This is a genomic window from Lichenicola sp. GTC18331 (assembly GCF_055386855.1).
Window position 1 is genome coordinate 3,348,840 of record NZ_AP045015.1, and the last position, 20,487, is coordinate 3,369,326.

Annotated in this window: 18 protein-coding genes; 17 read left to right on the forward strand and 1 reads right to left on the reverse strand. The window is 65.9% G+C overall.

Annotation, left to right across the window (positions count from 1 at the left end):
* The 16 genes from ACZ5BM_RS15345 (at position 1) to ACZ5BM_RS15420 (ending at position 18,165) form a co-directional block, all read left to right on the forward strand.
* On the forward strand, positions 1–729 hold the full coding sequence (locus ACZ5BM_RS15345; RefSeq protein WP_498908989.1) for a complex I 24 kDa subunit family protein: 729 nt from the start codon (positions 1–3) through the stop codon (positions 727–729).
* A 10-nt stretch (positions 730–739) separates the two neighbouring features.
* Positions 740–2,071 carry an NADH-quinone oxidoreductase subunit NuoF gene (nuoF, locus tag ACZ5BM_RS15350; protein ID WP_498908990.1) on the forward strand — a complete coding sequence of 444 codons (1,332 nt, stop codon included), beginning with the start codon at positions 740–742 and terminating at the stop codon, positions 2,069–2,071.
* A gap of 4 nt (positions 2,072–2,075) precedes the next feature.
* Positions 2,076–4,133 (forward strand): NADH-quinone oxidoreductase subunit G family protein, encoded by a 2,058-nt coding sequence (gene nuoG, locus ACZ5BM_RS15355; protein ID WP_498908991.1) that lies wholly within the window; start codon positions 2,076–2,078, stop codon positions 4,131–4,133.
* 7 nt (positions 4,134–4,140) lie between these two features.
* Positions 4,141–5,175 carry a complex I subunit 1/NuoH family protein gene (gene nuoH / locus ACZ5BM_RS15360; protein ID WP_498908992.1) on the forward strand — a complete coding sequence of 345 codons (1,035 nt, stop codon included), beginning with the start codon at positions 4,141–4,143 and terminating at the stop codon, positions 5,173–5,175.
* A complete protein-coding gene (gene nuoI / locus ACZ5BM_RS15365) occupies positions 5,175–5,660 on the forward strand; it encodes a NuoI/complex I 23 kDa subunit family protein (protein ID WP_498908993.1) in 486 nt (161 codons plus the stop codon). Before nuoH ends, nuoI begins: the two co-directional genes overlap by 1 nt.
* Positions 5,657–6,364, forward strand: coding sequence for an NADH-quinone oxidoreductase subunit J (locus tag ACZ5BM_RS15370; protein WP_498908994.1), 708 nt, complete (start codon positions 5,657–5,659; stop codon positions 6,362–6,364). Before nuoI ends, ACZ5BM_RS15370 begins: the two co-directional genes overlap by 4 nt.
* A 2-nt stretch (positions 6,365–6,366) precedes the next feature.
* Positions 6,367–6,690, forward strand: coding sequence for an NADH-quinone/ubiquinone oxidoreductase subunit 4L family protein (gene nuoK / locus ACZ5BM_RS15375; RefSeq protein WP_498908995.1), 324 nt, complete (start codon positions 6,367–6,369; stop codon positions 6,688–6,690).
* A gap of 1 nt (position 6,691) precedes the next feature.
* Positions 6,692–8,632: an NADH-quinone oxidoreductase subunit L gene (nuoL, locus tag ACZ5BM_RS15380; protein ID WP_498908996.1), complete on the forward strand. Its 1,941-nt coding sequence runs from the start codon at positions 6,692–6,694 to the stop codon at positions 8,630–8,632.
* 8 nt (positions 8,633–8,640) lie between these two features.
* Entirely contained in the window at positions 8,641–10,077 is a 1,437-nt protein-coding gene (nuoN, locus tag ACZ5BM_RS15385; protein WP_498908997.1) for an NADH-quinone oxidoreductase subunit N, read from the forward strand.
* A gap of 1 nt (position 10,078) precedes the next feature.
* Positions 10,079–10,876 (forward strand): biotin--[acetyl-CoA-carboxylase] ligase, encoded by a 798-nt coding sequence (locus ACZ5BM_RS15390; protein ID WP_498908998.1) that lies wholly within the window; start codon positions 10,079–10,081, stop codon positions 10,874–10,876.
* Entirely contained in the window at positions 10,876–11,676 is an 801-nt protein-coding gene (locus tag ACZ5BM_RS15395) for a type III pantothenate kinase (protein WP_498909000.1), read from the forward strand. Before ACZ5BM_RS15390 ends, ACZ5BM_RS15395 begins: the two co-directional genes overlap by 1 nt.
* 10 nt (positions 11,677–11,686) lie before the next feature.
* The gene (locus ACZ5BM_RS15400; RefSeq protein WP_498909001.1) at positions 11,687–13,333 is read left to right on the forward strand and encodes a ribonuclease J; all 1,647 of its coding nucleotides are present in this window, start codon (positions 11,687–11,689) and stop codon (positions 13,331–13,333) included.
* A 429-nt stretch (positions 13,334–13,762) separates the two neighbouring features.
* Positions 13,763–15,082 (forward strand): proline--tRNA ligase, encoded by a 1,320-nt coding sequence (gene proS, locus ACZ5BM_RS15405; protein WP_498909003.1) that lies wholly within the window; start codon positions 13,763–13,765, stop codon positions 15,080–15,082.
* A 5-nt stretch (positions 15,083–15,087) separates the two neighbouring features.
* Positions 15,088–16,335 (forward strand): ABC transporter permease, encoded by a 1,248-nt coding sequence (locus ACZ5BM_RS15410; protein WP_498909004.1) that lies wholly within the window; start codon positions 15,088–15,090, stop codon positions 16,333–16,335.
* Positions 16,328–17,053 carry an ABC transporter ATP-binding protein gene (locus ACZ5BM_RS15415; protein ID WP_498909006.1) on the forward strand — a complete coding sequence of 242 codons (726 nt, stop codon included), beginning with the start codon at positions 16,328–16,330 and terminating at the stop codon, positions 17,051–17,053. The genes ACZ5BM_RS15410 and ACZ5BM_RS15415 overlap by 8 nt, the downstream gene beginning before the upstream one ends.
* Positions 17,054–17,070: 17 nt before the next feature.
* A complete protein-coding gene (locus ACZ5BM_RS15420; RefSeq protein WP_498909007.1) occupies positions 17,071–18,165 on the forward strand; it encodes a DNA topoisomerase IB in 1,095 nt (364 codons plus the stop codon).
* 15 nt (positions 18,166–18,180) lie between these two features.
* On the opposite strand, the gene ACZ5BM_RS15425 is transcribed toward ACZ5BM_RS15420, so the two are convergent.
* Positions 18,181–19,083, reverse strand: a complete 903-nt coding sequence (locus tag ACZ5BM_RS15425; RefSeq protein WP_498909008.1) for a LysR family transcriptional regulator — start codon at positions 19,081–19,083, stop codon at positions 18,181–18,183.
* Between the two features lie 94 nt (positions 19,084–19,177).
* On the opposite strand from ACZ5BM_RS15425, the gene ACZ5BM_RS15430 reads away from it, so the two are divergent.
* Entirely contained in the window at positions 19,178–20,338 is a 1,161-nt protein-coding gene (locus ACZ5BM_RS15430) for an MFS transporter (RefSeq protein WP_498909009.1), read from the forward strand.
* The last annotated feature ends 149 nt before the right edge of the window (positions 20,339–20,487 follow it).

Consider the following 20,487-nt stretch of genomic DNA (forward strand, 5'->3'; position numbering starts at 1 on the left):
ATGTCGGGTCATTTTTCCGCCGAGAATATCGGTCACGGCACGCCCGGGCATGCGCCGCGCCCCGAGTCCGATCATCAGCCGAGCCAGTTCAGCTTCGACGCCGACAGCGAGGCGCAGATCGCCGCGATCCTGGCCAGGTATCCGGAAGGGCGTCAGGCCAGCGGCGTGATCCCGCTGCTCTATGTCGCGCAGAAGCAGATGGGCCGGCAGACCGGCAGCGCCTGGGTGCCGCGCGTGGCGATGGACGTGATCGCGACGCGTCTCGGCATGCCGCCGATCCGCGTCTACGAGGTGGCGACCTTCTATCTGATGTTCAACACCAAGCCGGTGGGCCGCTACCACCTGCAGGTGTGCACCACGACGCCGTGCTGGCTGCGCGGTTCGGACGACATCGTGTCGGCCTGCAAGAAGGCGGCCGGACTGCATGCGTTCGAGGAAACCAGCGCGGACGGTCTGTTCACCATGACCGAGGTCGAGTGCCTGGGCGCCTGCGCCAATGCGCCGATCCTCCAGGTGAACGACGATTACTACGAGGATCTGGACGCGGACCGCACCGTGGCGCTGATCGAGGCGCTGAAGCGGGGCGAGGTGCCGGAGCGCGGCCCGACCATCGACCGGTTCAATTCGGCGCCGATGGGTGGCCGGACCACGCTGCTGGACGAGCCGAACACGGAACATGCTGACGGCCAGCCGGGCGTGATGCCGACGGTCGAACCGGGCACGGTGTGAGGGCGCGATCATGCTGAGCGACAAGGACCGCATCTTCACCAACATCTACGGCCAGAACGATTGGCGTCTGGCCGGCGCGCGCAAGCGTGGCGATTGGGACAATACGGCTGCCATCCTGGCGCGTGGGCGCGACGGCATCATCAACGAGATGAAGGCCTCCAACCTGCGCGGCCGCGGCGGCGCGGGCTTCCCGACCGGGCTGAAATGGTCGTTCATGCCGAAGAACTCGGATGGGCGTCCGGCCTATCTGGTGATCAATGGCGACGAGAGCGAGCCCGGCACCTGCAAGGATCGCGAGATCCTGCGTCACGAGCCGCACAAGCTGATCGAGAGCGCGCTGATCGCCTCCTTCGCGATGGGCGCGCATACCGCCTACATCTACATCCGCGGCGAGTTCTTCAACGAGGCGCGCAATCTCCAGATCGCCGTCGACGAGGCGTATGATGCAGGTCTGATCGGCCGCAACGCCTGCGGTTCGGGCTGGGATTTCGACTTCCATATCCATCGCGGCGCCGGCGCCTATATCTGCGGCGAGGAAACCGCGCTGCTGGAAAGCCTCGAAGGCAAGAAGGGAATGCCGCGCATGAAGCCGCCCTTCCCGGCGGCGATGGGGCTGTACGGCTGTCCGACCACGGTGAACAACGTGGAAAGCATCGCGGTGGCGTCCACCATCCTGCGTCGCGGCGGGGCGTGGTTCTCGTCTCTGGGCCGGCCGAACAATGCCGGAATCAAGCTGATGGCGATCTCCGGCCATGTGAACCGTCCCTGCGTGGTCGAGGAAGAACTCGGCGTGCCGATGCGCGAGATCATCGAGAAGCATGCCGGCGGCGTGCGCGGCGGCTGGGACAATCTGCTGGCGGTGATTCCGGGCGGCTGTTCGGTGCCGGTGCTGCCGGCCTCGACCTGCGCCACTGTGCTGATGGATTACGACAGCCTGCGCGCCGAACGGTCCGGTCTCGGCACTGCCGGCATGATCGTGATGGACAAGTCCACCGATATCATCCGGGCGATCGCCCGCTTTTCGCGCTTCTTCAAGCATGAGAGCTGCGGCCAGTGCACGCCGTGTCGCGAAGGCACGGGCTGGATGATGCGCATGATGTATCGCATGGTCGAAGGGCGTGCGGAGATCGAAGAGATCGACATGCTGGAGCAGGTCACCCGTCAGGTCGAAGGCCACACCATCTGCGCGCTCGGCGACGCGGCGGCCTGGCCGATCCAGGGGCTGATCCGGCATTTCCGTCCGGAGATGGAAGCGCGCATCGCCCAGTATAAGCGAGCGCATGGCCTGTCCGGGCTGGCCCCCACCCCTGAAAACCTGCCCATTCCCGTGGCGGCGGAGTAGCGTCATGGCGAAGGTCACCGTCGACGGGATCCAGGTCGAGGTCGCCAACGGGGCGACCGTGCTGCAGGCGTGCGAAGCCGCCGGCAAGGAAATCCCGCGCTTCTGCTATCACGAGCGCCTGTCGATCGCCGGCAATTGCCGCATGTGCCTGGTCGAGGTCGAGAAGGCGCCGAAGCCGGTCGCCTCCTGCGGCTATCCGGTCATGGACGGCATGGTGGTGAAGACGGACACCGAGGTGGTGCGACGCGCCCGCCGCGCGGTGATGGAATTCCTGCTGATCAACCACCCGCTGGACTGCCCGATCTGCGACCAGGGCGGCGAGTGCGATCTTCAGGACCAGGCTTTCGCCTATGGTGGCGATCATTCGCGCTATGCCGAGAACAAGCGTGCGGTGAAGGACAAGTATCTCGGTCCGCTGGTGAAGACGGTGATGACGCGCTGCATCCAGTGCACGCGCTGCGTCCGTTTCGCGACCGAGGTGGCCGGTGTGCCGGAGCTGGGCGCCACCTCGCGCGGCGAGAACATGGAAATCGGCACCTATGTCGAGAAGGCGCTGACCTCCGAGCTCAGCGGCAATCTGATCGACATCTGCCCGGTCGGCGCGCTGACCTCCAAGCCCTATGCCTACACGGCGCGGCCCTGGGAGCTGCGGAAAGCCGATTCCATCGACGTAATGGACGCGACCGGCACGAATATCCGCATCCACGCCAAGGGTCCGGAAGTGATGCGCATCCTGCCGCGCGTGAACGACGCGGTGAACGAGGAGTGGATGGCCGATAAGGGCCGTTTCTCCATCGACGGTCTGCGCCGCAAGCGTCTGGATCGCCCCTGGGTGCGTGTGCACGGCAAGCTGCGTCAGGCGAGCTGGCAGGATGCGTTCGTGGCCATCGCCCGCCGTCTCGACGGGGTGAAGGGCGAGCGTATCGGCGCGGTGATCGGCGACATGTGCGATGCCGAGAGCATGGTGGCGCTTGGCGACCTGATGACCGCCCTGGGCTCGCCCAATGTGGATTGCCGTCAGGACGGCGCGCAGTACGATTTGGGCCGGCGCGAGTTCTATACCTTCAATTCTGGCATCGCCGGGATCGAGGAGGCCGACGCGCTGCTTCTGGTCGGCACCGATCCGCGTCATGAGGCGCCTGTCATCAATGCGCGCATCCGTAAGCGCTGGCTGGCCGGGGCGTTCCCGGTCGGCGTGGTCGGCACGCTTGGCGCCGATCTGACCTATCCGGTCGAGATGCTGGGTGACCGCCCGTCGGTGCTGAGCGGGTTGCTGGACGGTTCGGTCGGCTTCATCGAGGCGTTGCGCAACGCCAAGCGTCCGATGATCGTAGTGGGGCAGGCGGCTCTGGCACGCGAGGACGGTGCGGCGGTGCTGGCGGCGTGCTGGGCGCTGGCGCATCAGGTCGGTGCGCTGCTGCCGGACTGGCATGGTTTCAATGTGCTGCATCAGGCGGCGTCGCGCGTCGCCGCGCTGGATCTCGGTCTGGTGCCGCGTGCCGGCGGCCGTTCCGTGGCCGGCATGATGAGCGGCGGCGTGGATGTGCTGTGGCTGCTGGGTGCCGACGAGATCGGCGCAGGACGGATCGGGCCGGATACGTTCGTGGTGTATCAGGGGCATCACGGCGATGCCGGAGCAGCCCGGGCCGACGTGATCCTTCCGGGTGCGACCTACACGGAGAAATCCGGCACCTACGTGAACACCGAGGGCCGGGTGCAGACCGCGTTCCAGTCTGTGTTCCCGCCGGGCGAGGCGCGCGAGGATTGGCGCATCCTGCGCGCCTTCTCAGAGGTGGTCGGCCACACGCTGCCCTATGACGATCTGGACGGCGTGCGTCGGCGTCTGGCCGAGGTGAATCCGGTCTTCGCGCGTCAGGGGCTGCCGCGCTTCGGCGCGACGGAGGCGTCCGGACCGTCCGGGGAGGTGTCGGCGATCGGCAACGCTCCGTTCGCGCAGCCGGTGTTCGACTACTACCAGACCAACACGATCAGCCGGGCGAGCGAGACCATGGCCGAATGTTCGCGGGTGTATGCGCACCCGGTCATCCAGGCGGCGGAGTAAACCGACGGTGGAACACTTCTTCTTCCATACCGTCGCCGGGCTGGTCGTCCTGACCGTGCTGGAATGTCTGGCGATCCTCGTGCCGCTGCTGATGGCGGTGGCCTATCTGGTCTATGGCGAGCGCAAGGTCATGGCCTCCATGCAGCTGCGCAAAGGGCCGAACGTCGTCGGTCCGTTCGGGCTGCTGCAGACCTTCGCCGACGCCATCAAGATGATGACCAAGGAAACGGTGATCCCCACCGGTGCCAACCGCGTGCTGTATCTGCTGGCGCCGTTCCTCACCTTCGCGCTGGCGATGATCGCCTGGGCGGTGATCCCGACCAATAACGGCTGGGCGATCGCCAACATCAATGTCGGCGTGCTCTACCTCTTCGCGATCTCCTCGCTCGGCGTCTACGGCATGCTGATCGCCGGCTGGGCGTCGAACAGCAAATACGCCTTTCTGGGCGGACTTCGTTCCGCAGCCCAGATGGTGTCCTACGAGGTGTCGCTGGGCCTCGTGATCGTGTCGATCCTGCTGGTGGTCGGCTCGCTCAACCTGAACGACATCATCCTGGCGCAGCGGCATGTGTGGTTTTGCTTGCCCATGCTGCCGATGTTCGTGATCTTCTTCATCTCCGCCCTGGCCGAGACCAATCGCGCACCGTTCGATCTGCCGGAAGGCGAGAGCGAGCTCGTGGCCGGCTTCTTCGTGGAATACTCCTCGCTCGCCTTCGGCCTGTTCTTCCTGGGCGAGTACATGAACATGATCCTGATGTCGGCGATGACCAGCATCCTGTTCCTGGGCGGCTGGCTGGCGCCGTTCAACATTGCGCCCTTCACCTGGGTGCCGGGACCGATCTGGCTGATCCTGAAGATCGTGTTCGTTCTGTTCATGTTCATCTGGGTCCGCGCGACCTTTCCGCGCTACCGCTACGACCAGCTCATGCGTCTCGGCTGGAAGGTGTTTCTGCCCTTCTCGCTGGTGTGGATGGTGCTGACGGCGGGGTTCCTCATGGCGACCGGGATGCTGCCCGGGCTTCAAGCGAATGGTGTCGGCTGATGGCTGCCGGAAATCTCCTGAAGTCGTTTCTGCTCACCGAGCTGCTCGGCGGCCTGAGCGTGACGCTGCGCTACATGTTCAAGCCGAAGGCGACCATCAACTACCCGTTCGAGAAGGGGCATCTGAGCCCTCGCTTCCGCGGCGAGCATGCGCTGCGCCGTTATCCGAACGGCGAGGAACGCTGCATCGCCTGCAAGCTCTGCGAGGCGGTGTGCCCGGCCGAGGCGATCACCATCGAGGCCGAGCCGCGCGATGACGGCTCGCGCCGCACCACGCGCTACGACATCGACATGACCAAGTGCATCTATTGCGGCCTGTGCGAGGAAGCCTGCCCGGTGGACGCGATCGTGGAAGGGCCGAACTACGAGTTCGCCACCGAAACGCGCGAAGAGCTGATGTACGACAAGAACAAGCTGCTGGCGAACGGCGACCGTTGGGAAAGCGTCCTGGCGCGTCGCCTCGAGATGGATGCGCCCTATCGATGATCACGCAGATCACCTTTTATCTGTTCGCAACCATTCTGGTGCTCTGCGCCGGCATGGTGGTGAGCGCGCGCAATCCGGTCCACGCGGTTCTGTTCCTGATCCTGGGCTTCTTCAACGCCGCCGGGCTATTCCTGATCGCGGGTGCCGAGTTCCTGGCGATGATCCTGGTGATCGTCTACGTGGGCGCGGTCGCGGTTCTGTTCCTGTTCGTCGTGATGATGCTGGACGTGAACTTCAACCAGCTCCGCGAGGGCCTGCAGCGCTATGCGCCAGTGGGCGCGGCGGTCGGCGTGGCGCTTCTGGCCGAGCTGATCTTCACCGTCGGCCGCCTGAAGCTGGTGCCGAGCGTGCAGGAGCCGGTGCTGCCGGGCCCGCAGATCAGCAACACCGAGGCCCTGGGCCGGCTGATCTATACGGACTACGTGCTGCTGTTCCAGGCCTGCGGTCTGGTGCTGTTGGTGGCCATGATCGGCGCGATCGTGCTCACGCTGCGCGATCGTCCATCGGCGCGCCGCCAGAACATCGCCCTCCAGCATGCGCGCATGCCGGCCGACACGATGGAGCTGATGCAGCTCGAAACCGGTGCCGGTACCAACGCCCTGGGCGGGTTCATCCGCCCGCGTGACGGCTACGGCGCCGCTGCCGAGCCGATCGACCCGCGCGCGCTTCCGGCGCGGCGTTCCGACGAAAGGCTGGGAGCCTGAGAATGGAAAACGGTCTCGCTGTGGTGGGTATCGGCCCGTTCCTGTCGGTCGGTGCCATCCTGCTGGTGCTGGGCGTGTTCGGGATCTTCCTGAACCGCAAGAACATCATTGTCATGATGATGTCGATCGAGCTGATCCTGCTCTCGGCCAATCTCAATCTGGTGGCCTTCTCGGCCGCCCATGGCGAGCTGTCCGGGCAGGTCTTCACCCTGTTCTCCCTGACGGTGGCCGCTGCCGAGGCAGCGATCGGTCTCGCCATCGTCACCGTGTATTTCCGTAATCGCGGCTCGATCCAGGTCGAGGACGTGACATTGATGAAGGGCTGAGATGCTGTCCTTGGGCCTTCTTTTCGGCACGGCCGTCTTCGCGCCGCTGCTGGGAGCGATCATCGCCGGCGTGTTCGGACGCCTGATCGGCGACGCGGCATCCCGCGTCGTCACCATCGCGCTGATGGTGCTGGCCTCTGCCTGCGCCATCGCGGCGCTCATGACCGGGCTGCATAACGGCTCCCAGGCGGTGGCGGTTCCGGTCTCGACCTGGGTGCAGGCGGGCGGGTTCCACGCTTCCTGGCAGCTCCGCTTCGACACGCTCTCGGCGTCGATGGTGACGATGGTCACCGTGATCTCCACGCTGATCCATCTCTACAGCGTCGGCTACATGTCGCATGAGAAGACGCCGGTTTCGCGCTTCTTCGCCTATCTGTCGCTGTTCTCCTTCGCCATGCTGATGCTGGTCAGCTCCGACAACCTGATCCAGCTCTTCTTCGGCTGGGAAGGCGTCGGTCTCGCGAGCTATCTGCTGATCGGCTACTGGTTCGATCGCCCCAGCGCCAATGCGGCGGCGGTGAAGGCCTTCGTGGTCAACCGCGTCGCCGACCTGTTCTTCATGGTCGGCATCGCGCTGGTGTTCCTCCAGTTCGGCACCGTCGCCTACGACAACATCTTCGCCCTGGTCCCGGCGCATGCCGGCGCGGTCTATCACCTGTTCGGCAGCGATCTGCGCGCCTACGAGGTGATCGGCGTGCTGTTGTTCATCGGCGCTGCCGGCAAGTCGGCGCAGCTCTTTCTGCACACCTGGCTGCCGGACGCGATGGAAGGCCCGACCCCGGTTTCCGCGCTGATCCATGCCGCGACCATGGTCACCGCCGGCGTATTCCTGATGGCGCGCATGTCGCCGCTGCTGGAATATGCGCCCGTCGCCAAGGACGTAGTGCTGTTCATCGGCGCGACCACCTGCTTCTTCGCCGCGACGGTCGGTCTGGTGCAGCCGGACATCAAGCGCACCATCGCCTATTCGACCTGCTCGCAGCTCGGCTACATGTTCATGGCCGCGGGATGCGGCGTGTATCAGGCTGCAATGTTCCACCTGACCACCCATGCCTGCTTCAAGGCCCTCCTGTTCCTCAGCGCGGGTTCGGTGATCCATGCGCTGCATGGCGAGCAGGACATGTTCCGCATGGGCGGACTGTGGCGGAAGCTGCCGGTCACCTATGCCGCGGTCTGGGCCGGCGCCCTGGCGCTGGGCGGCATTCCGCCCTTTGCCGGCTGGTGGTCCAAGGACGCGATCATCGACGGCGCCTTCGTCGCAGGCGGTCTCGGTTTCTATGGCTGGGTGCTCGGCGTGGCGGTGGCGTTCCTGACTGCTCTCTATAGCTGGCGCATGCTGTTCCTGGTGTTCCATGGCCGGCCGAAGGTGCCGGAACTGGCCGACCACGCGCATGAAAGCCCGTTCGTGATGACCCTGCCTCTGGTGCTGCTAAGCATCGCTGCCGTGGTCGCCGGCTGGCTGCTCTATCCGTACTATGTCGGCGAGCGTCAGGCGGCGTACTGGAACGGAGCGATCTTCACCGGCGCCAACAACCACGTGCTCGCCAACCTGGATCAGCTTCCGGCGCTGATCACGCTGGTGCCGACCATCGCCGCCTTCCTCGGCCTGTTCGCGGCCGTGGTGGGTTACGTGCTCAAGCCTGAATTGCCCGGTCAGCTCGCCGCTTCGATGCGCCCGCTCTATCTGTTCCTGCTGAACAAGTGGTATTTCGACGAGCTGTATGACGCGATCTTCGTGCGTCCCTACAAGGCGCTGGCCCGCGTGCTCTGGCACGACGCGGACGAGGGCATCGTCGACGGCAGCGCCACCGGTCTGGCACGCCTGACCGCCGGCGGTTCGGCGCAGATCGTCCGCATCCAGACCGGCTCGATCGCGGTCTACGCCTTCACCATGCTGATCGGCCTGCTCGCGCTGTGCTCGGTCTTCCTGTTCTTCGGATGAGCGCCGCCATGCCCGTTTCCTTCAACTGGTCCCTGGCGCTCCCGGAGATCGTGCTTTCGGTCTGCGGCCTGCTGATCCTGGTGATCGGCGTGTTCCAGCGGAAGAACGCGTCCGGCCTGCTCTGCACCGGTCTCGCCGTGGCCGCCTTCGTGGCGACCGCGGTGCTGGTGATCGGGGCGCCGAGCGGTGTCGGGTATCGCGGCACCTTCGTGTCGGACGATTTCGCGCGCTTCGCCAAGCTGCTGACCCTGGCCGGCGCCGCGCTCAGCGCCATCCTGTCGCTGGACTATAACGGCCGGCAGAAGGTGGACCGGTTCGAGTTTCCGGTGCTGATCCTGTTCTCCACCGTCGGCACCATGCTGATGGCGTCGTCCGAGAACCTGATGACGCTGTATGTCGGTCTCGAACTGCAATCCCTGGCGATCTACATCCTCTGCGCCTTCGCCCGCGACGAGGTGACCTCCTCTGAAGCCGGCCTGAAATATTTCGTGCTGGGTTCGCTCGCGTCCGGACTGCTGCTCTACGGAATCTCCCTGGTTTACGGTTTCGCCGGCACCATGGAATATGGCGGCCTGCGCGCGGCCCTGGCCAGCGACGCCCCGGTTCCGGCCGGTCTGGTGATCGGCATCGTGTTCGTGTTCGTGGGACTGGCGTTCAAGCTGTCCGCCGCGCCGTTCCATATGTGGACGCCGGACGTGTATCAGGGCGCGCCGACCTCGGTGACGGCGTTCATGGCCGGTGCGCCGAAGGTGGCGGCGTTCGCGCTGCTGCTGCGGATCATGGCCGGACCGTTCGGCCACCTGGCACCGCAGTGGCAGATGCTGGTCGAGCTGGTGGCGATCTGCACCATGGCGCTCGGCGCCCTGGCCGCGATCCCGCAGACCAACATCAAGCGTCTGATGGCCTATTCCTCCATCGGCCATATGGGCTACGCGATGATCGGCGTGGCGGTGGGCACCGAAGCCGGCGTGCGCGGCACGCTGGTCTATCTCGCCACCTATCTGTTCATGACCGTGGGCGTGTTCGCCTGCATCATGGCGATGCGTCGCAACGGCCGTCCGCTGGACCGGATCTCCGATCTGTCCGGCCTGTCGCGTACCAACCCGCTGCTGGCGCTGACCATGGGCATCTTCATGTTCAGCATGGCCGGCGTGCCGCCCTTCTCGGGCTTCTTCGGCAAGCTGATGGTGTTCGCCGCCGCCGTGCAGTCCGGCTTGTGGACGCTGGCGGTGATCGGCGTGATCACCTCCATGATCGGCCTGTACTACTACTGGCGTGTGGTGAAGGTGATGTATTTCGATGCGCCGGAGCCGGCCTTCGATCGCAGCGCCCGCTCCGTCGGCGCCGTGGCCGGCGCCATGGGTCTGGTGACCGCCCTGTTCCTGCTGGTGCTGGGCCCGGTGACGGGCGCGGCGCAGGCGGCGGCGGCGGTTCTGTTCAGGTAGGGTGACGCAGCCCGTTCGCTCGCACCGCCCGGTCGGGCGCTGGCGGCTCGAGACGTACGACACGCTCGGCTCCACCAACGATCACTGCATCGCCCAGGCCGAAGCCGGCGCGCCGGACGGTCTGGCGGTTCTGGCGAAACGACAGACCGGAGCGCGCGGCTCGCGCGGCCGGTCCTGGTCCGAGCCCCCGGCCGGAAACCTCGCCCTCTCGGTGCTGCTCCGCCCGGCGGCGACGCGCGAACCGGGGCTGTGGCCGTTCGTCACCGGGCTCGCGCTGCATGACGGTCTGGAGCAGGTCTCCGGTGCCGATCTCGTGCTGAAATGGCCCAACGATCTGCTGCTGGGCGGTCGCAAGCTGGCCGGTATCCTGATCGAACGCGGCTTCGGCTCGAACGGGATCTGGATGGTGATCGGCTTCGGCGCCAATCTGCGCGCGGCGCCGGTCCTGCCGGACCGGGTCGTGGCCTGCCTTGCCGATTCCGGTTCGGCACCGTCGCAGGAGGAGGCCGCGGAAGCCGTCCTGCTGGCGCTGGATCATTGGTGCGGGGTGTTCGAGCGCCATGGTTTCGCACCGATCCGGGAGGCCTGGCTGGCACGCGCACACCCGGTCGGCACGCCGCTTCGTGCCACGCTGCCAGGGGGGGCTGAGGCCGACGCGCTTGCGAATGGCGCGTCGGGCGAGCAGAGAGAAGGATCGTTCGGCGGAATCGCGCCGGACGGGGCGCTGCTGTTCGCATGGAATGAGCGCCTCTGGCGCGTGGAGACCGGCGAAGTGCTGCTTTTGGGTGATGGTCGCTGATGCTGCTGGTGATCGATGCCGGAAACACCAATATCGTGTTCGCCGTCCATGACGGGGTGCGATGGTACGGCTCCTGGCGCATCGCCACGGACATCCAGCGCACCTCGGACGAGTATGCGGTGTGGCTGCTGTCGCTGCTGGAACGCAACGGCCTGTCGGCCGCGCTGATCGACCGGGCCGTGATCGGTACCGTGGTGCCGGCGGCGTTGTATCATCTGCGCCGGTTCTGCCGGGACTGGTTGAAGAGGGAGCCGCTGATCGCGCATCTGGAGCTGGACTGGGGGTTCGAGGTCAGGATGGACCAGCCGACCGAGGTCGGCGTGGATCGTCTGCTGGACGGGCTCGCCGCGCATACGCTTTACGGCGGTCCGGTGCTGATCGTCGATTTCGGCACCGCCACCACCTTCAACGTGGTGGACAAGGACGGCAGCTATAACGGCGGCGCGATCGCGCCCGGGATCAATCTCTCGATCGAGGCGCTGCATCAGGCGGCGGCCCGGTTGCCGCGTATCGCCATCGGCCGTCCGCAGAGCGTGATCGGCAAGAATACCATCGCCGCCATGCGGTCGGGCATCTTCTGGGGCTATATCGGCCTCGTGGAAGGCATCGTCGCCCGGGTGAAGAAGGAATTCGGCGGGCCGATGAAGGTGATCGGCACCGGCGGGCTGGCGCCGCTGCTGGCCGAAGGCACGGACATATTCGAACGGATCGATCCGGATCTCACGATCGAGGGTCTCCGCATACTCGCTGGGCGCAACCCCGCCCATTTCGGAACAGAACGACCACTCGAGAACGATTGAAAGAGAAAGAATGAATGATGTGAGAGGCGATTTCGCATTCCTGCCCCTGGGCGGGACGGGCGAGATCGGCATGAACCTGAACCTCTACCGCTGCGACGGACGCTGGCTGGCGGTGGATTGCGGAATCGGTTTCGGCGGCAACGAAACGCCGGAAGCGGAGATCCTGCTGCCGGACCCAGCCTTCATCGTGGAGCGCAAGCGCGACTTGGTGGGGCTGGTGATCACCCACGCGCATGAGGACCATCTCGGTGCCGTCGCGCATCTGTGGCCGCAGCTCCGCTGCCCGGTCTACGCCACGCCGTTCGCCGCCGCCGTGCTGCGGCGCAAGCTCGGCGAGGCGCAGCTTCAGAGCCAGGTGCCGCTGCACGTGATTCCGTGCGGCGGCTCGTTCGAACTGGAGCCGTTCTCGCTGCGCTTCATCGGCATGACCCATTCGGTGCCGGAAATGCAGGCGCTGGTGGTGCGGACCCGCTACGGCACCGTTCTGCACAGCGGCGACTGGAAGCTCGATCCCGAGCCCCTGGTCGGGCCGCCGACCGATCTGGAGGCCTTCGCCGAACTCGGCCGCGAGGGCGTGCTGGCGATGGTCTGCGACAGTACCAACGCCCTGGTGGAAGGCACCTCCGGCTCGGAGGCCGAAGCGCGTCGCAACCTCACCAGCCTGATCCGCGGCATCAAGGGCCGCGTCGCCGTGACCTGCTTCGCTTCCAACGTGGCGCGCGTCGAGAGCATCGCGCTTGCGGCGGAAGCAGCCGGGCGCTCGGTGCTGATCGTCGGTCGTTCGCTGCGCAATCTGGACGTGGCGGCGCGCGAATGCGGCTATCTCGCCGATGTGCCGCCGTTCCTGTCGGAGCAGGACGCGGAGGACGTGCCGGACGACCATCTGCTGATGATCGTCACCGGCAGCCAGGGCGAGCCGCGCTCGGCTCTCTCGCGCATCGCTGCCGACACCCACCAGAACATCTCGCTCGGCGAGGGCGACACCGTCATCTATTCGAGCCGCATGATCCCCGGCAACGAGCGCGCGGTGATGGCGGTGCAGGACAGTCTGGTGAAGCGCGGCGTGCGCGTGTTCACCGATCGCGATCACAGCGTCCATGTCTCCGGGCACGCATCGCGCGACGAGATCCGCCGTCTCTACGATCTGGTGCGTCCGAAATACGCGGTGCCGGTGCATGGCGAGTGGCGCCATCTCACCGCCCATGCCGAACTGGCGCGGGAAGAAGGCATCACCCCGATCCTGCTGGAGGATGGCGACATCCTGAACCTGGCGCCGGGCCGGGTCGAGGTGGTGGACAGCGCCCCGGTCGGGCGTCTGGCGCTGGACGGGCATCGCATCCTGCCCCTGAACGGCGGTCTTCTGGCCGCACGCCGCAAGATGCTGTTCAACGGCATCGTGGTGGCGAGCCTCGTGGTGGATCGCGACGGTCACGTTCTGGGCGAGCCCAAGCTGAGCGCTCCCGGCCTGTTCGATCAGGACGATTCCGAGCAGGCGCGGGTGATGGAAGCCTTCACCGGCGGTCTGGACGAGATCCCCTATCCGGTGCGCGACGACGAGGCGATGTTCCGCGATGCCGCCCGCACCGCCCTACGCCGCGCGCTGGGACGGCGCCTGCAGAAGCGGCCGCTGGTGGACGTGCATCTGCTGCGGGTGTGAGGCGAGGGGGCGAACCGCCCCCGACCGATCTTTCGGAACGACGTCGAAACAGAAAAGTCCGGTCGGGTTGCGCGTCTTGCGCAGCCCTGCCGGACTTTTCTGTCGTATTCATTGTTATTTGGTGTGTCTTGGACCTGTTTTCAGGTCCGGCCGTCACGATCCAGTGAATACACGCTGTGTAATACACTGCCCGACTGGCGTTTTCTCCCTAAACCTGGCCCACTACGCCGGACCAAGCGTCATGGACACTTCTTAAGACTTCGGCGGCATCTTGTCATCGGACAAAATGCAGTCATTCGAAACTATTACTTGTGCAGTGCGGAAAAATATGCCGCCGCCGGTAGCGACCGGGTTCGGTTCCAACCGGGACGCGTTTGTTCTAGGGTCCGGGCCCGCTCAAAGCCGATCCATTCGAAAGCCCGCCCGACGATGCGCCTGTCCAGAAGCTTCCTGCCGACCCTCAAGGAAACCCCCGCGGACGCGCAGATCGTCTCCCATCGCCTGATGCTTCGCGCGGGGCTGGTGCGGCAGACCGCGTCCGGCATCTATGCCTGGCTGCCGGCCGGGCTGCGCGTGCTGCGCAACATCGCGCAGATCGTGCGCGAGGAGCAGGATGCGGTCGGCGCGCAGGAAGTGCTGATGCCGACCCTGCAATCGGCGGAATTGTGGAAGCGCTCCGGCCGCTACGACGCCTACGGCCCCGAGATGCTGCGGATCAAGGACCGTCACGAGCGCGACCTGCTCTACGGGCCGACCAACGAGGAGATGATCACCGACCTGTTCGGCCAGTCTGTGAAGTCGTATCGCGAACTGCCGCAGATGCTGTACCACATCCAGTGGAAGTTCCGCGACGAGGTGCGCCCGCGCTTCGGCGTGATGCGCGGGCGCGAATTCCTGATGAAGGACGCCTACAGTTTCGATCTCGATCATGCCGGCGCCGTCGCCAGCTATCACCGCATGATGCTGGCCTATCTGCGCACCTTCCAGCGTCTGGGCGTGAAGGCGATCCCGATGGTGGCCGATACCGGTCCGATCGGCGGCGACCTCAGCCACGAATTCATCATCCTGGCGCCCACGGGCGAAAGCGGCGTGTTCTATGACGGTGCGTTCGAGGACCAGGACTGGCTGAGCGAGCCGGTGGACATCGCCGATCGCGAGTCGCTCGGCGGGTTCTTCCAGCGCATGACCTCGTTCTATGCCGCCACCGACGAGAAGCACGACGACGCGGCCTGGGCCAATGTCGATGCAGGACGTCGTCGCGAAGGGCGCGGCATCGAGGTCGGCCATATCTTCTATTTCGGCACCAAATACACCGCGTCGATGGGCATCACCGTGTCCGGTCCGGACGGACAGCCGGTGACGCCGGAGATGGGCTCCTACGGCATCGGCGTGTCGCGTCTGGTCGGCGCGATCATCGAGGCCAGCCATGACGAGGCCGGCATCGTCTGGCCGGAAAGCGTGGCGCCGTTCAAGGGCGTGGTGATCAATCTCAAAACCGGCGACGCGGCCTGCGACGCGCTGTGCGAACGTCTCTACGGCGCAGCCCCGCAGCAGATGCTTTATGACGACCGGAGCGACCGCGCCGGGGTGAAGTTCAACGACGCCGATCTGATGGGCCATCCCTGGCAGTTCGTTGTCGGCCCGCGCGGCGCCGCTTCCGGCATGGTGGAACTGAAATGCCGCGCCACCGGCGAGAAGCGCGAGGTTTCCGCCGACGAAGCGTTCGCCCAGATCGCCGCCTGGAACTGAGCGGTATGTTCGGCGCCTTCGAGCGTGCGGTGGCGGGGCGCTATCTGCGCGCCCGCCGCGGCGAGCGGTTCGTCTCCGTGATCGCCATCTTCTCCCTGGTCGGCATCGCCCTCGGCGTGGCGACGCTGATCATCGTCATGGCGGTGATGAACGGTTTCCGCGCCGATCTGATGTCGCGCATCCTGGGGCTGAACGGCGATCTCAGCATCTACGGCGTGTCGGCGACGATCGAGAACTACGACGACATTGCCGCGAAGATCCGCAAGGTTGCCGACGTCACGTCCGCCACGCCGATGGTGGAAGGGCAGGTGCTGCTCAGCTCCGGCCCGATGAGTGCCGGCGGCATGGTGCATGGCATGACGCAGGCCGACCTGCGCGGCCTGCACGCGATCAGCGATAACATCGTCGACGGCTCGCTCAACGACTTCACCGGAGATGACGCAATCGCGGTCGGCAACAGTCTCGCCGCGCAGGCGCATCTGGCGGTCGGTTCGAAACTGACCCTGGTGTCGCCAAACGGCGCCGCCACCGCGTTCGGCACCGTGCCCCGCGTGCGCGCCTATCGCGTGGTGGCCGTCTTCGATGCCGGCGTCAGCACGGTGAATTCCTCGATGGTGTTCATGCCGCTCGATGCGGCGCAGCGATACTTCCAGATGCCGGGCCAGGTTTCGCTGATCCAGGTCATGACGCGCAACGCCGACGACGTGCGCTCCGTCACGCCGCATATCCGCGAAGCGCTGGGCGACACGCCGGTGCGCGTGCTGGACTGGACCCAGAGCAACAACGCCTTCTTCGGCGCCGTCGAGGTCGAGAAGAACGTGATGTTCCTGATCCTGACGCTGATCATCCTTGTCGCGGCGTTCAACGTGATCTCGTCGCTGATCATGATGGTAAAGGACAAGACGCGCGATATCGCCGTGATCCGCACGCTCGGCGCATCACGCGGCGCGATCATGCGAATTTTCCTGATGTGCGGCGCCTTCGTCGGCGTCACCGGTACGCTGGCCGGTACCGTGCTCGGCATCGTGTTCTGCTGGAACATCGAGCGCATCAAGGATTTCGTGCAATGGGTCACGGGCGCGAACGTGTTTAACCCGGAGGTCTATTACCTCACCCACCTGCCGGCGAAGCTGCAATGGTCCGAGGTGACGGAGGTGATCCTGATGGCGCTCACCCTGTCTCTGCTGGCCACGCTTTATCCGAGCTGGCGTGCCGCGCGCACCGATCCAGTGGAGGCGCTGCGTCATGAATGACATCTCCAACCCGCCGCTGGAACTGCGCGGCGTCAGCCATTCCTATCGCAGCGGCGACGAGACGCTCCAGCTCCTGCGTCAGGCCGATCTGGTGCTGCATCCGGGCGAGATCGTCGCCCTGGTGGCGCCGAGCGGCACCGGCAAATCCACCCTGCTGCATCTGGCCGGTCTCCTGGAAAAGCCGCGCGAAGGCCAGGTGCTGCTCGACGGGCGCGATGCTGGCCGCCTGAGCGATGCCGAGCGCACCGCGATCCGTCGCGACCGGATCGGTTTCGTCTACCAGTTCCATCACCTGCTGGCCGAGTTCACCGCGCTCGAGAACGTGGTGTTGCCGCAGATCCTCGCCGGGGCCACGCGCGCTGCGGCGAAGGCGAGGGCGGAGGAACTGCTGGGCGCGTTCGGCCTGTCGCACCGTCTCGACCATCTGCCGGGCAAGCTGAGCGGCGGCGAGAAGCAGCGCGTGGCGATCGCCCGCGCGCTGGCCAATCGTCCAGCCGTGCTGCTGGCCGACGAGCCCACCGGCAATCTCGATCTCGGCACCTCCGACCGCGTGTTCGCCGAACTGCTGCGTGTGGTCCGGCAGCAGGGCGTGGCGGCGATGATCGCCACTCACAACATCGAGCTGGCAGCGCGGATGGACCGCATCCTGACCCTGCGGCACGGTTTGGTGGTGCGGCATGGCGAACCGGAGGGCGTTTCCGCAGTTCTGCAATCCTGATTGCGGGACATGGAACCATGCTGGACGAGGCCAGGCTGGCGGCGAAGGCGGCCAGGCTGCATTACGTGGATGACGGGCGGCCGGGTTATTCCCGCCGCCCAGTCCGGAACGGGTTCGAGTATCTGACGCCGGACGGCGCCGTGCTTCGCGACGAGGATGAGATCGCCCGTCTACGCAAGCTGGCGGTGCCCCCGGCCTACACCGATGTCTGGATCTGCCTCGATCCACGCGGTCATCTCCAGGCGGTCGGACGCGACGCGCGCGGACGCAAGCAGTACCGCTATCATCCCGATTGGCGCTCGGTCCGGGATGAGGCGAAATACGGCAAGATGAGCCTGTTCGGGCAGAAGCTCCCCGAGATCCGCGCCCGCGTGGCCAAGGATCTCGCGAAACAGGGGCTGCCGCGCGAGAAGGTGCTCGCCACCCTGGTCTCTCTGCTCGAGAAGACCATGATGCGTATCGGCAACGAGGACTATGCGCGCACGAACAAGAGCTTCGGCCTGTCCACTCTGCGCAACCGCCACGCCAAAATACGCGGCAGCGCCGTGGTGCTCGATTTCCGGGCCAAGCACGGCATCCAGCAGCATATCGAGCTGAAGGATCGCAAACTTGCCGGAATCCTCGGCCGTTTGCAGGATTTGCCCGGACAGGATCTGTTCCAATATCTCGACGAGGATGGCGAACGTCATGGCGTTTCCTCCTCGGACGTGAACGACTACCTGCACGAGATCACCGGCGAGGACATCACCGCCAAGGACTTCCGTACCTGGGCCGCCACCAATCTTGCGGCTCTGGCGCTGCAGGCCTTCGAACAGTTCGACAGCGAGGCACGCGCGAAGAAGAACGTTCTTGCGGCGATCGAGCATGTCTCGAAGGTGCTGGGCAACACGCCTGCGATCTGCCGCAAATGCTACATCCACCCGAAGGTGTTCGACGGTTACCTCGACGGTTCGCTGGTGGATGCGCTCAAACGACGCGCCGACGAAAAACTGTCGGAGAGCAAGGCTGGCGATCATGGGCTGACCGCCGAAGAAGTCGCCGTGCTGGCTTTTCTGGACCGCACGCTCGACAAAGTCGCCAAATCGCCGCGCAAGCGAAAGAAGGCGGCCTGAACGACGGGGCCGGTCTCAAACCCGGCCGACAGTCTCCACCAGGAAATCCACCAGAACCCGGATACGGGCGGGCATGGACGGGCCGCCGATGAATACGGCATGGATCGCCTCCCGGTCGCCGGGATTGAACGTGGTCAGGAGCGGCACCAGCGCGCCCGATTGGAGCAGATTCTCGACATGGAACGCGCCGACGCGGGTGATTCCGACCCCGTCCAGCGCCAGCTGCACCAGCGTTTCGCCGTTATTGGCCACCATGTTGCCGTGCACGGCGCGCAGAACCGTCCGGTCGTCCTCGAGAAACGGCCAGCCCGGCTCGGCGCGACGGAACGAGAAATCGAGGCAATTATGCCCGTCCAGATCGGCCGGAACCTGCGGCGTTCCGAACCGGGCCAGATAGGCGGGCGAGGCGACCACATGCCGTCCGGTATCGCCCAGGCGACGCGCGGTCAGCGCACTGTCCCGCAGCACGCCGAACCGGATCGCCACATCCACGAATCCGCCTTCGATGTCCGCGATCTCGTCGCTCAGGTCGATCTCTACCGTGATATGGGGAAAGCGTTCGGCGAAGCGGCCGAGCAGCGGCACGATCACCAGGCGGCCATGCGCGGAGGCCATGCTGATCCGCACACGCCCGCGCGGCACCGCCCGGTCGGCGAGCGTGCTCTCGGTCTCGTCCAGATCGGCCAGGATGCGCCGGGCCGCGGCCGCGTAGGTCTGCCCTTCCGGGGTCAGATGCAGCCGGCGCGTCGTCCGCACGATCAACTGCACGCCCAGCCGTTGTTCCAGCCGGGCGACGATCCGGCTGACGGCGGAGGGCGTCAGCGCAAGCGCACGTGCCGCGGCGCTCAAACTGCCCGCGCGGCAGACCGCCTGGAACACGGCGAGATCGGCGGTGCGGTCGATGGGTGATCGGCTCATTTGTTCCCGTCAGGCAAGAATGCTGTTCCCGACCCGCCCCTAATCAAGGGACCAGTCTGGTTCCATGTTGCACCGGAACGGATCGGAGCGCGGCATGAAACTCAACACTTCCCTGCTGGCCCTGGCGCTGGGGGCGTTCGGCATCGGCGTCACGGAATTCACCCCGATGGGCATGCTGCCGCTGATCGCGGGCGACCTTCACGTGTCGATCCCCACCGCTGGTCTGCTGGTGAGCGCCTATGCGATCGGGGTGATGGTCGGCGCGCCGATCATGACGCTTCTGTTCGCCCGCACGGCCAGGCGGACCCTGCTGGTCGGGCTGATGGGGCTGTTCACCGTTGGCAATCTTCTGGCTGCCTTGTCCGACAGCTACGCCACCTTGCTGGTGGCGCGCATCGTCACATCGTTCAATCACGGCGCGTTCTTCGGCGTCGGCGCTGTGGTGGCGGCCGGTGTGGTGCCGCCAGAGGGGCGCGCCTCGGCGGTGGCGGCGATGTTCTCCGGCCTCACCGTGGCGACCATTGGCGGCGTGCCGCTGGCCAGCGCCGTCGGGCAGGCGCTGGGCTGGCGCACGGCCTTCTGGGGCATCGCCGCGATCGGCCTGCTGACCATGGTCTCCCTGCGTGCGGCGCTGCCGGAACTCCCGGCGGATCGCGGCGCCGACATGCGCGCCGAATTGCGCGTGCTCCGTCGCGGCCCAGTGCTGTTCGCGCTGCTGCTCACCGTGATCGGCTTCAGCGCCATGTTCACCGTGTTCACCTATGTGGTGCCGCTGCTGCATCGCGAGGCGGGCGCGTCTTCCGGCTTCGTCACCGCCATGCTGGTGCTGTTCGGCATCGGCCTCGCCGTCGGCAACTGGCTGGGCGGACGCGCGGCGGACCGCTCGATCGACCGCACCCTGATCGGCGGTCTCGGCGCGGTCACGCTGCTGCTGCTGGTGTTCGCCGTAACGATGCGCAGCGAATGGGCCACCGTGCCGCTGGTGCTCCTATGGGGCGTGGCCTCGTTCGCGCTCGTGGCACCGTTGCAGATTCGGATCATGTCGGAAGCCTCCGAGGCCCCGAACCTCGCCTCGGCGATGAATATCGGCGCGTTCAACCTCGGCAACGCGATCGGCGCGGCGGTGGGCGGCGAGGTGCTGGATACGGGGCTCGGCTACCCGGCGGTGGCCATCGCGGCGGCGATCCTGTCCGCGGGCGGGTTGATGCTGGTGGTGACGCAGCGTCTGCGGCGTCCCGTTCTGGCCGTGCGGTGAAGAGGTGAACTTCTTCTTTTTCTGAAAAAAAGAAGCAAAAAGACTTTTGTCTGTTTGGGTTCTGAGCGGTCGGTGTGCTCGTAGCCAAACGGACAAACGGTCTTTGGTTCTTTCTTTCAAGACAGAACGCCGCTTCGATCCGGCATGCG

Coding starts and splice junctions, on each gene's coding strand:
- ACZ5BM_RS15345 (WP_498908989.1), top strand. CDS start 1: ATGTCGGGTCATTTTTCCGCCGAGAATATCGGTCACGGCACGCCCGGG.
- nuoF (WP_498908990.1), top strand. CDS start 740: ATGCTGAGCGACAAGGACCGCATCTTCACCAACATCTACGGCCAGAAC.
- nuoG (WP_498908991.1), top strand. CDS start 2,076: ATGGCGAAGGTCACCGTCGACGGGATCCAGGTCGAGGTCGCCAACGGG.
- nuoI (WP_498908993.1), top strand. CDS start 5,175: ATGGCTGCCGGAAATCTCCTGAAGTCGTTTCTGCTCACCGAGCTGCTC.
- ACZ5BM_RS15370 (WP_498908994.1), top strand. CDS start 5,657: ATGATCACGCAGATCACCTTTTATCTGTTCGCAACCATTCTGGTGCTC.
- nuoK (WP_498908995.1), top strand. CDS start 6,367: ATGGAAAACGGTCTCGCTGTGGTGGGTATCGGCCCGTTCCTGTCGGTC.
- nuoL (WP_498908996.1), top strand. CDS start 6,692: ATGCTGTCCTTGGGCCTTCTTTTCGGCACGGCCGTCTTCGCGCCGCTG.
- nuoN (WP_498908997.1), top strand. CDS start 8,641: ATGCCCGTTTCCTTCAACTGGTCCCTGGCGCTCCCGGAGATCGTGCTT.
- ACZ5BM_RS15395 (WP_498909000.1), top strand. CDS start 10,876: ATGCTGCTGGTGATCGATGCCGGAAACACCAATATCGTGTTCGCCGTC.
- ACZ5BM_RS15400 (WP_498909001.1), top strand. CDS start 11,687: ATGAATGATGTGAGAGGCGATTTCGCATTCCTGCCCCTGGGCGGGACG.
- proS (WP_498909003.1), top strand. CDS start 13,763: ATGCGCCTGTCCAGAAGCTTCCTGCCGACCCTCAAGGAAACCCCCGCG.
- ACZ5BM_RS15410 (WP_498909004.1), top strand. CDS start 15,088: ATGTTCGGCGCCTTCGAGCGTGCGGTGGCGGGGCGCTATCTGCGCGCC.
- ACZ5BM_RS15415 (WP_498909006.1), top strand. CDS start 16,328: ATGAATGACATCTCCAACCCGCCGCTGGAACTGCGCGGCGTCAGCCAT.
- ACZ5BM_RS15420 (WP_498909007.1), top strand. CDS start 17,071: ATGCTGGACGAGGCCAGGCTGGCGGCGAAGGCGGCCAGGCTGCATTAC.
- ACZ5BM_RS15425 (WP_498909008.1), bottom strand. CDS start 19,083: ATGAGCCGATCACCCATCGACCGCACCGCCGATCTCGCCGTGTTCCAG.
- ACZ5BM_RS15430 (WP_498909009.1), top strand. CDS start 19,178: ATGAAACTCAACACTTCCCTGCTGGCCCTGGCGCTGGGGGCGTTCGGC.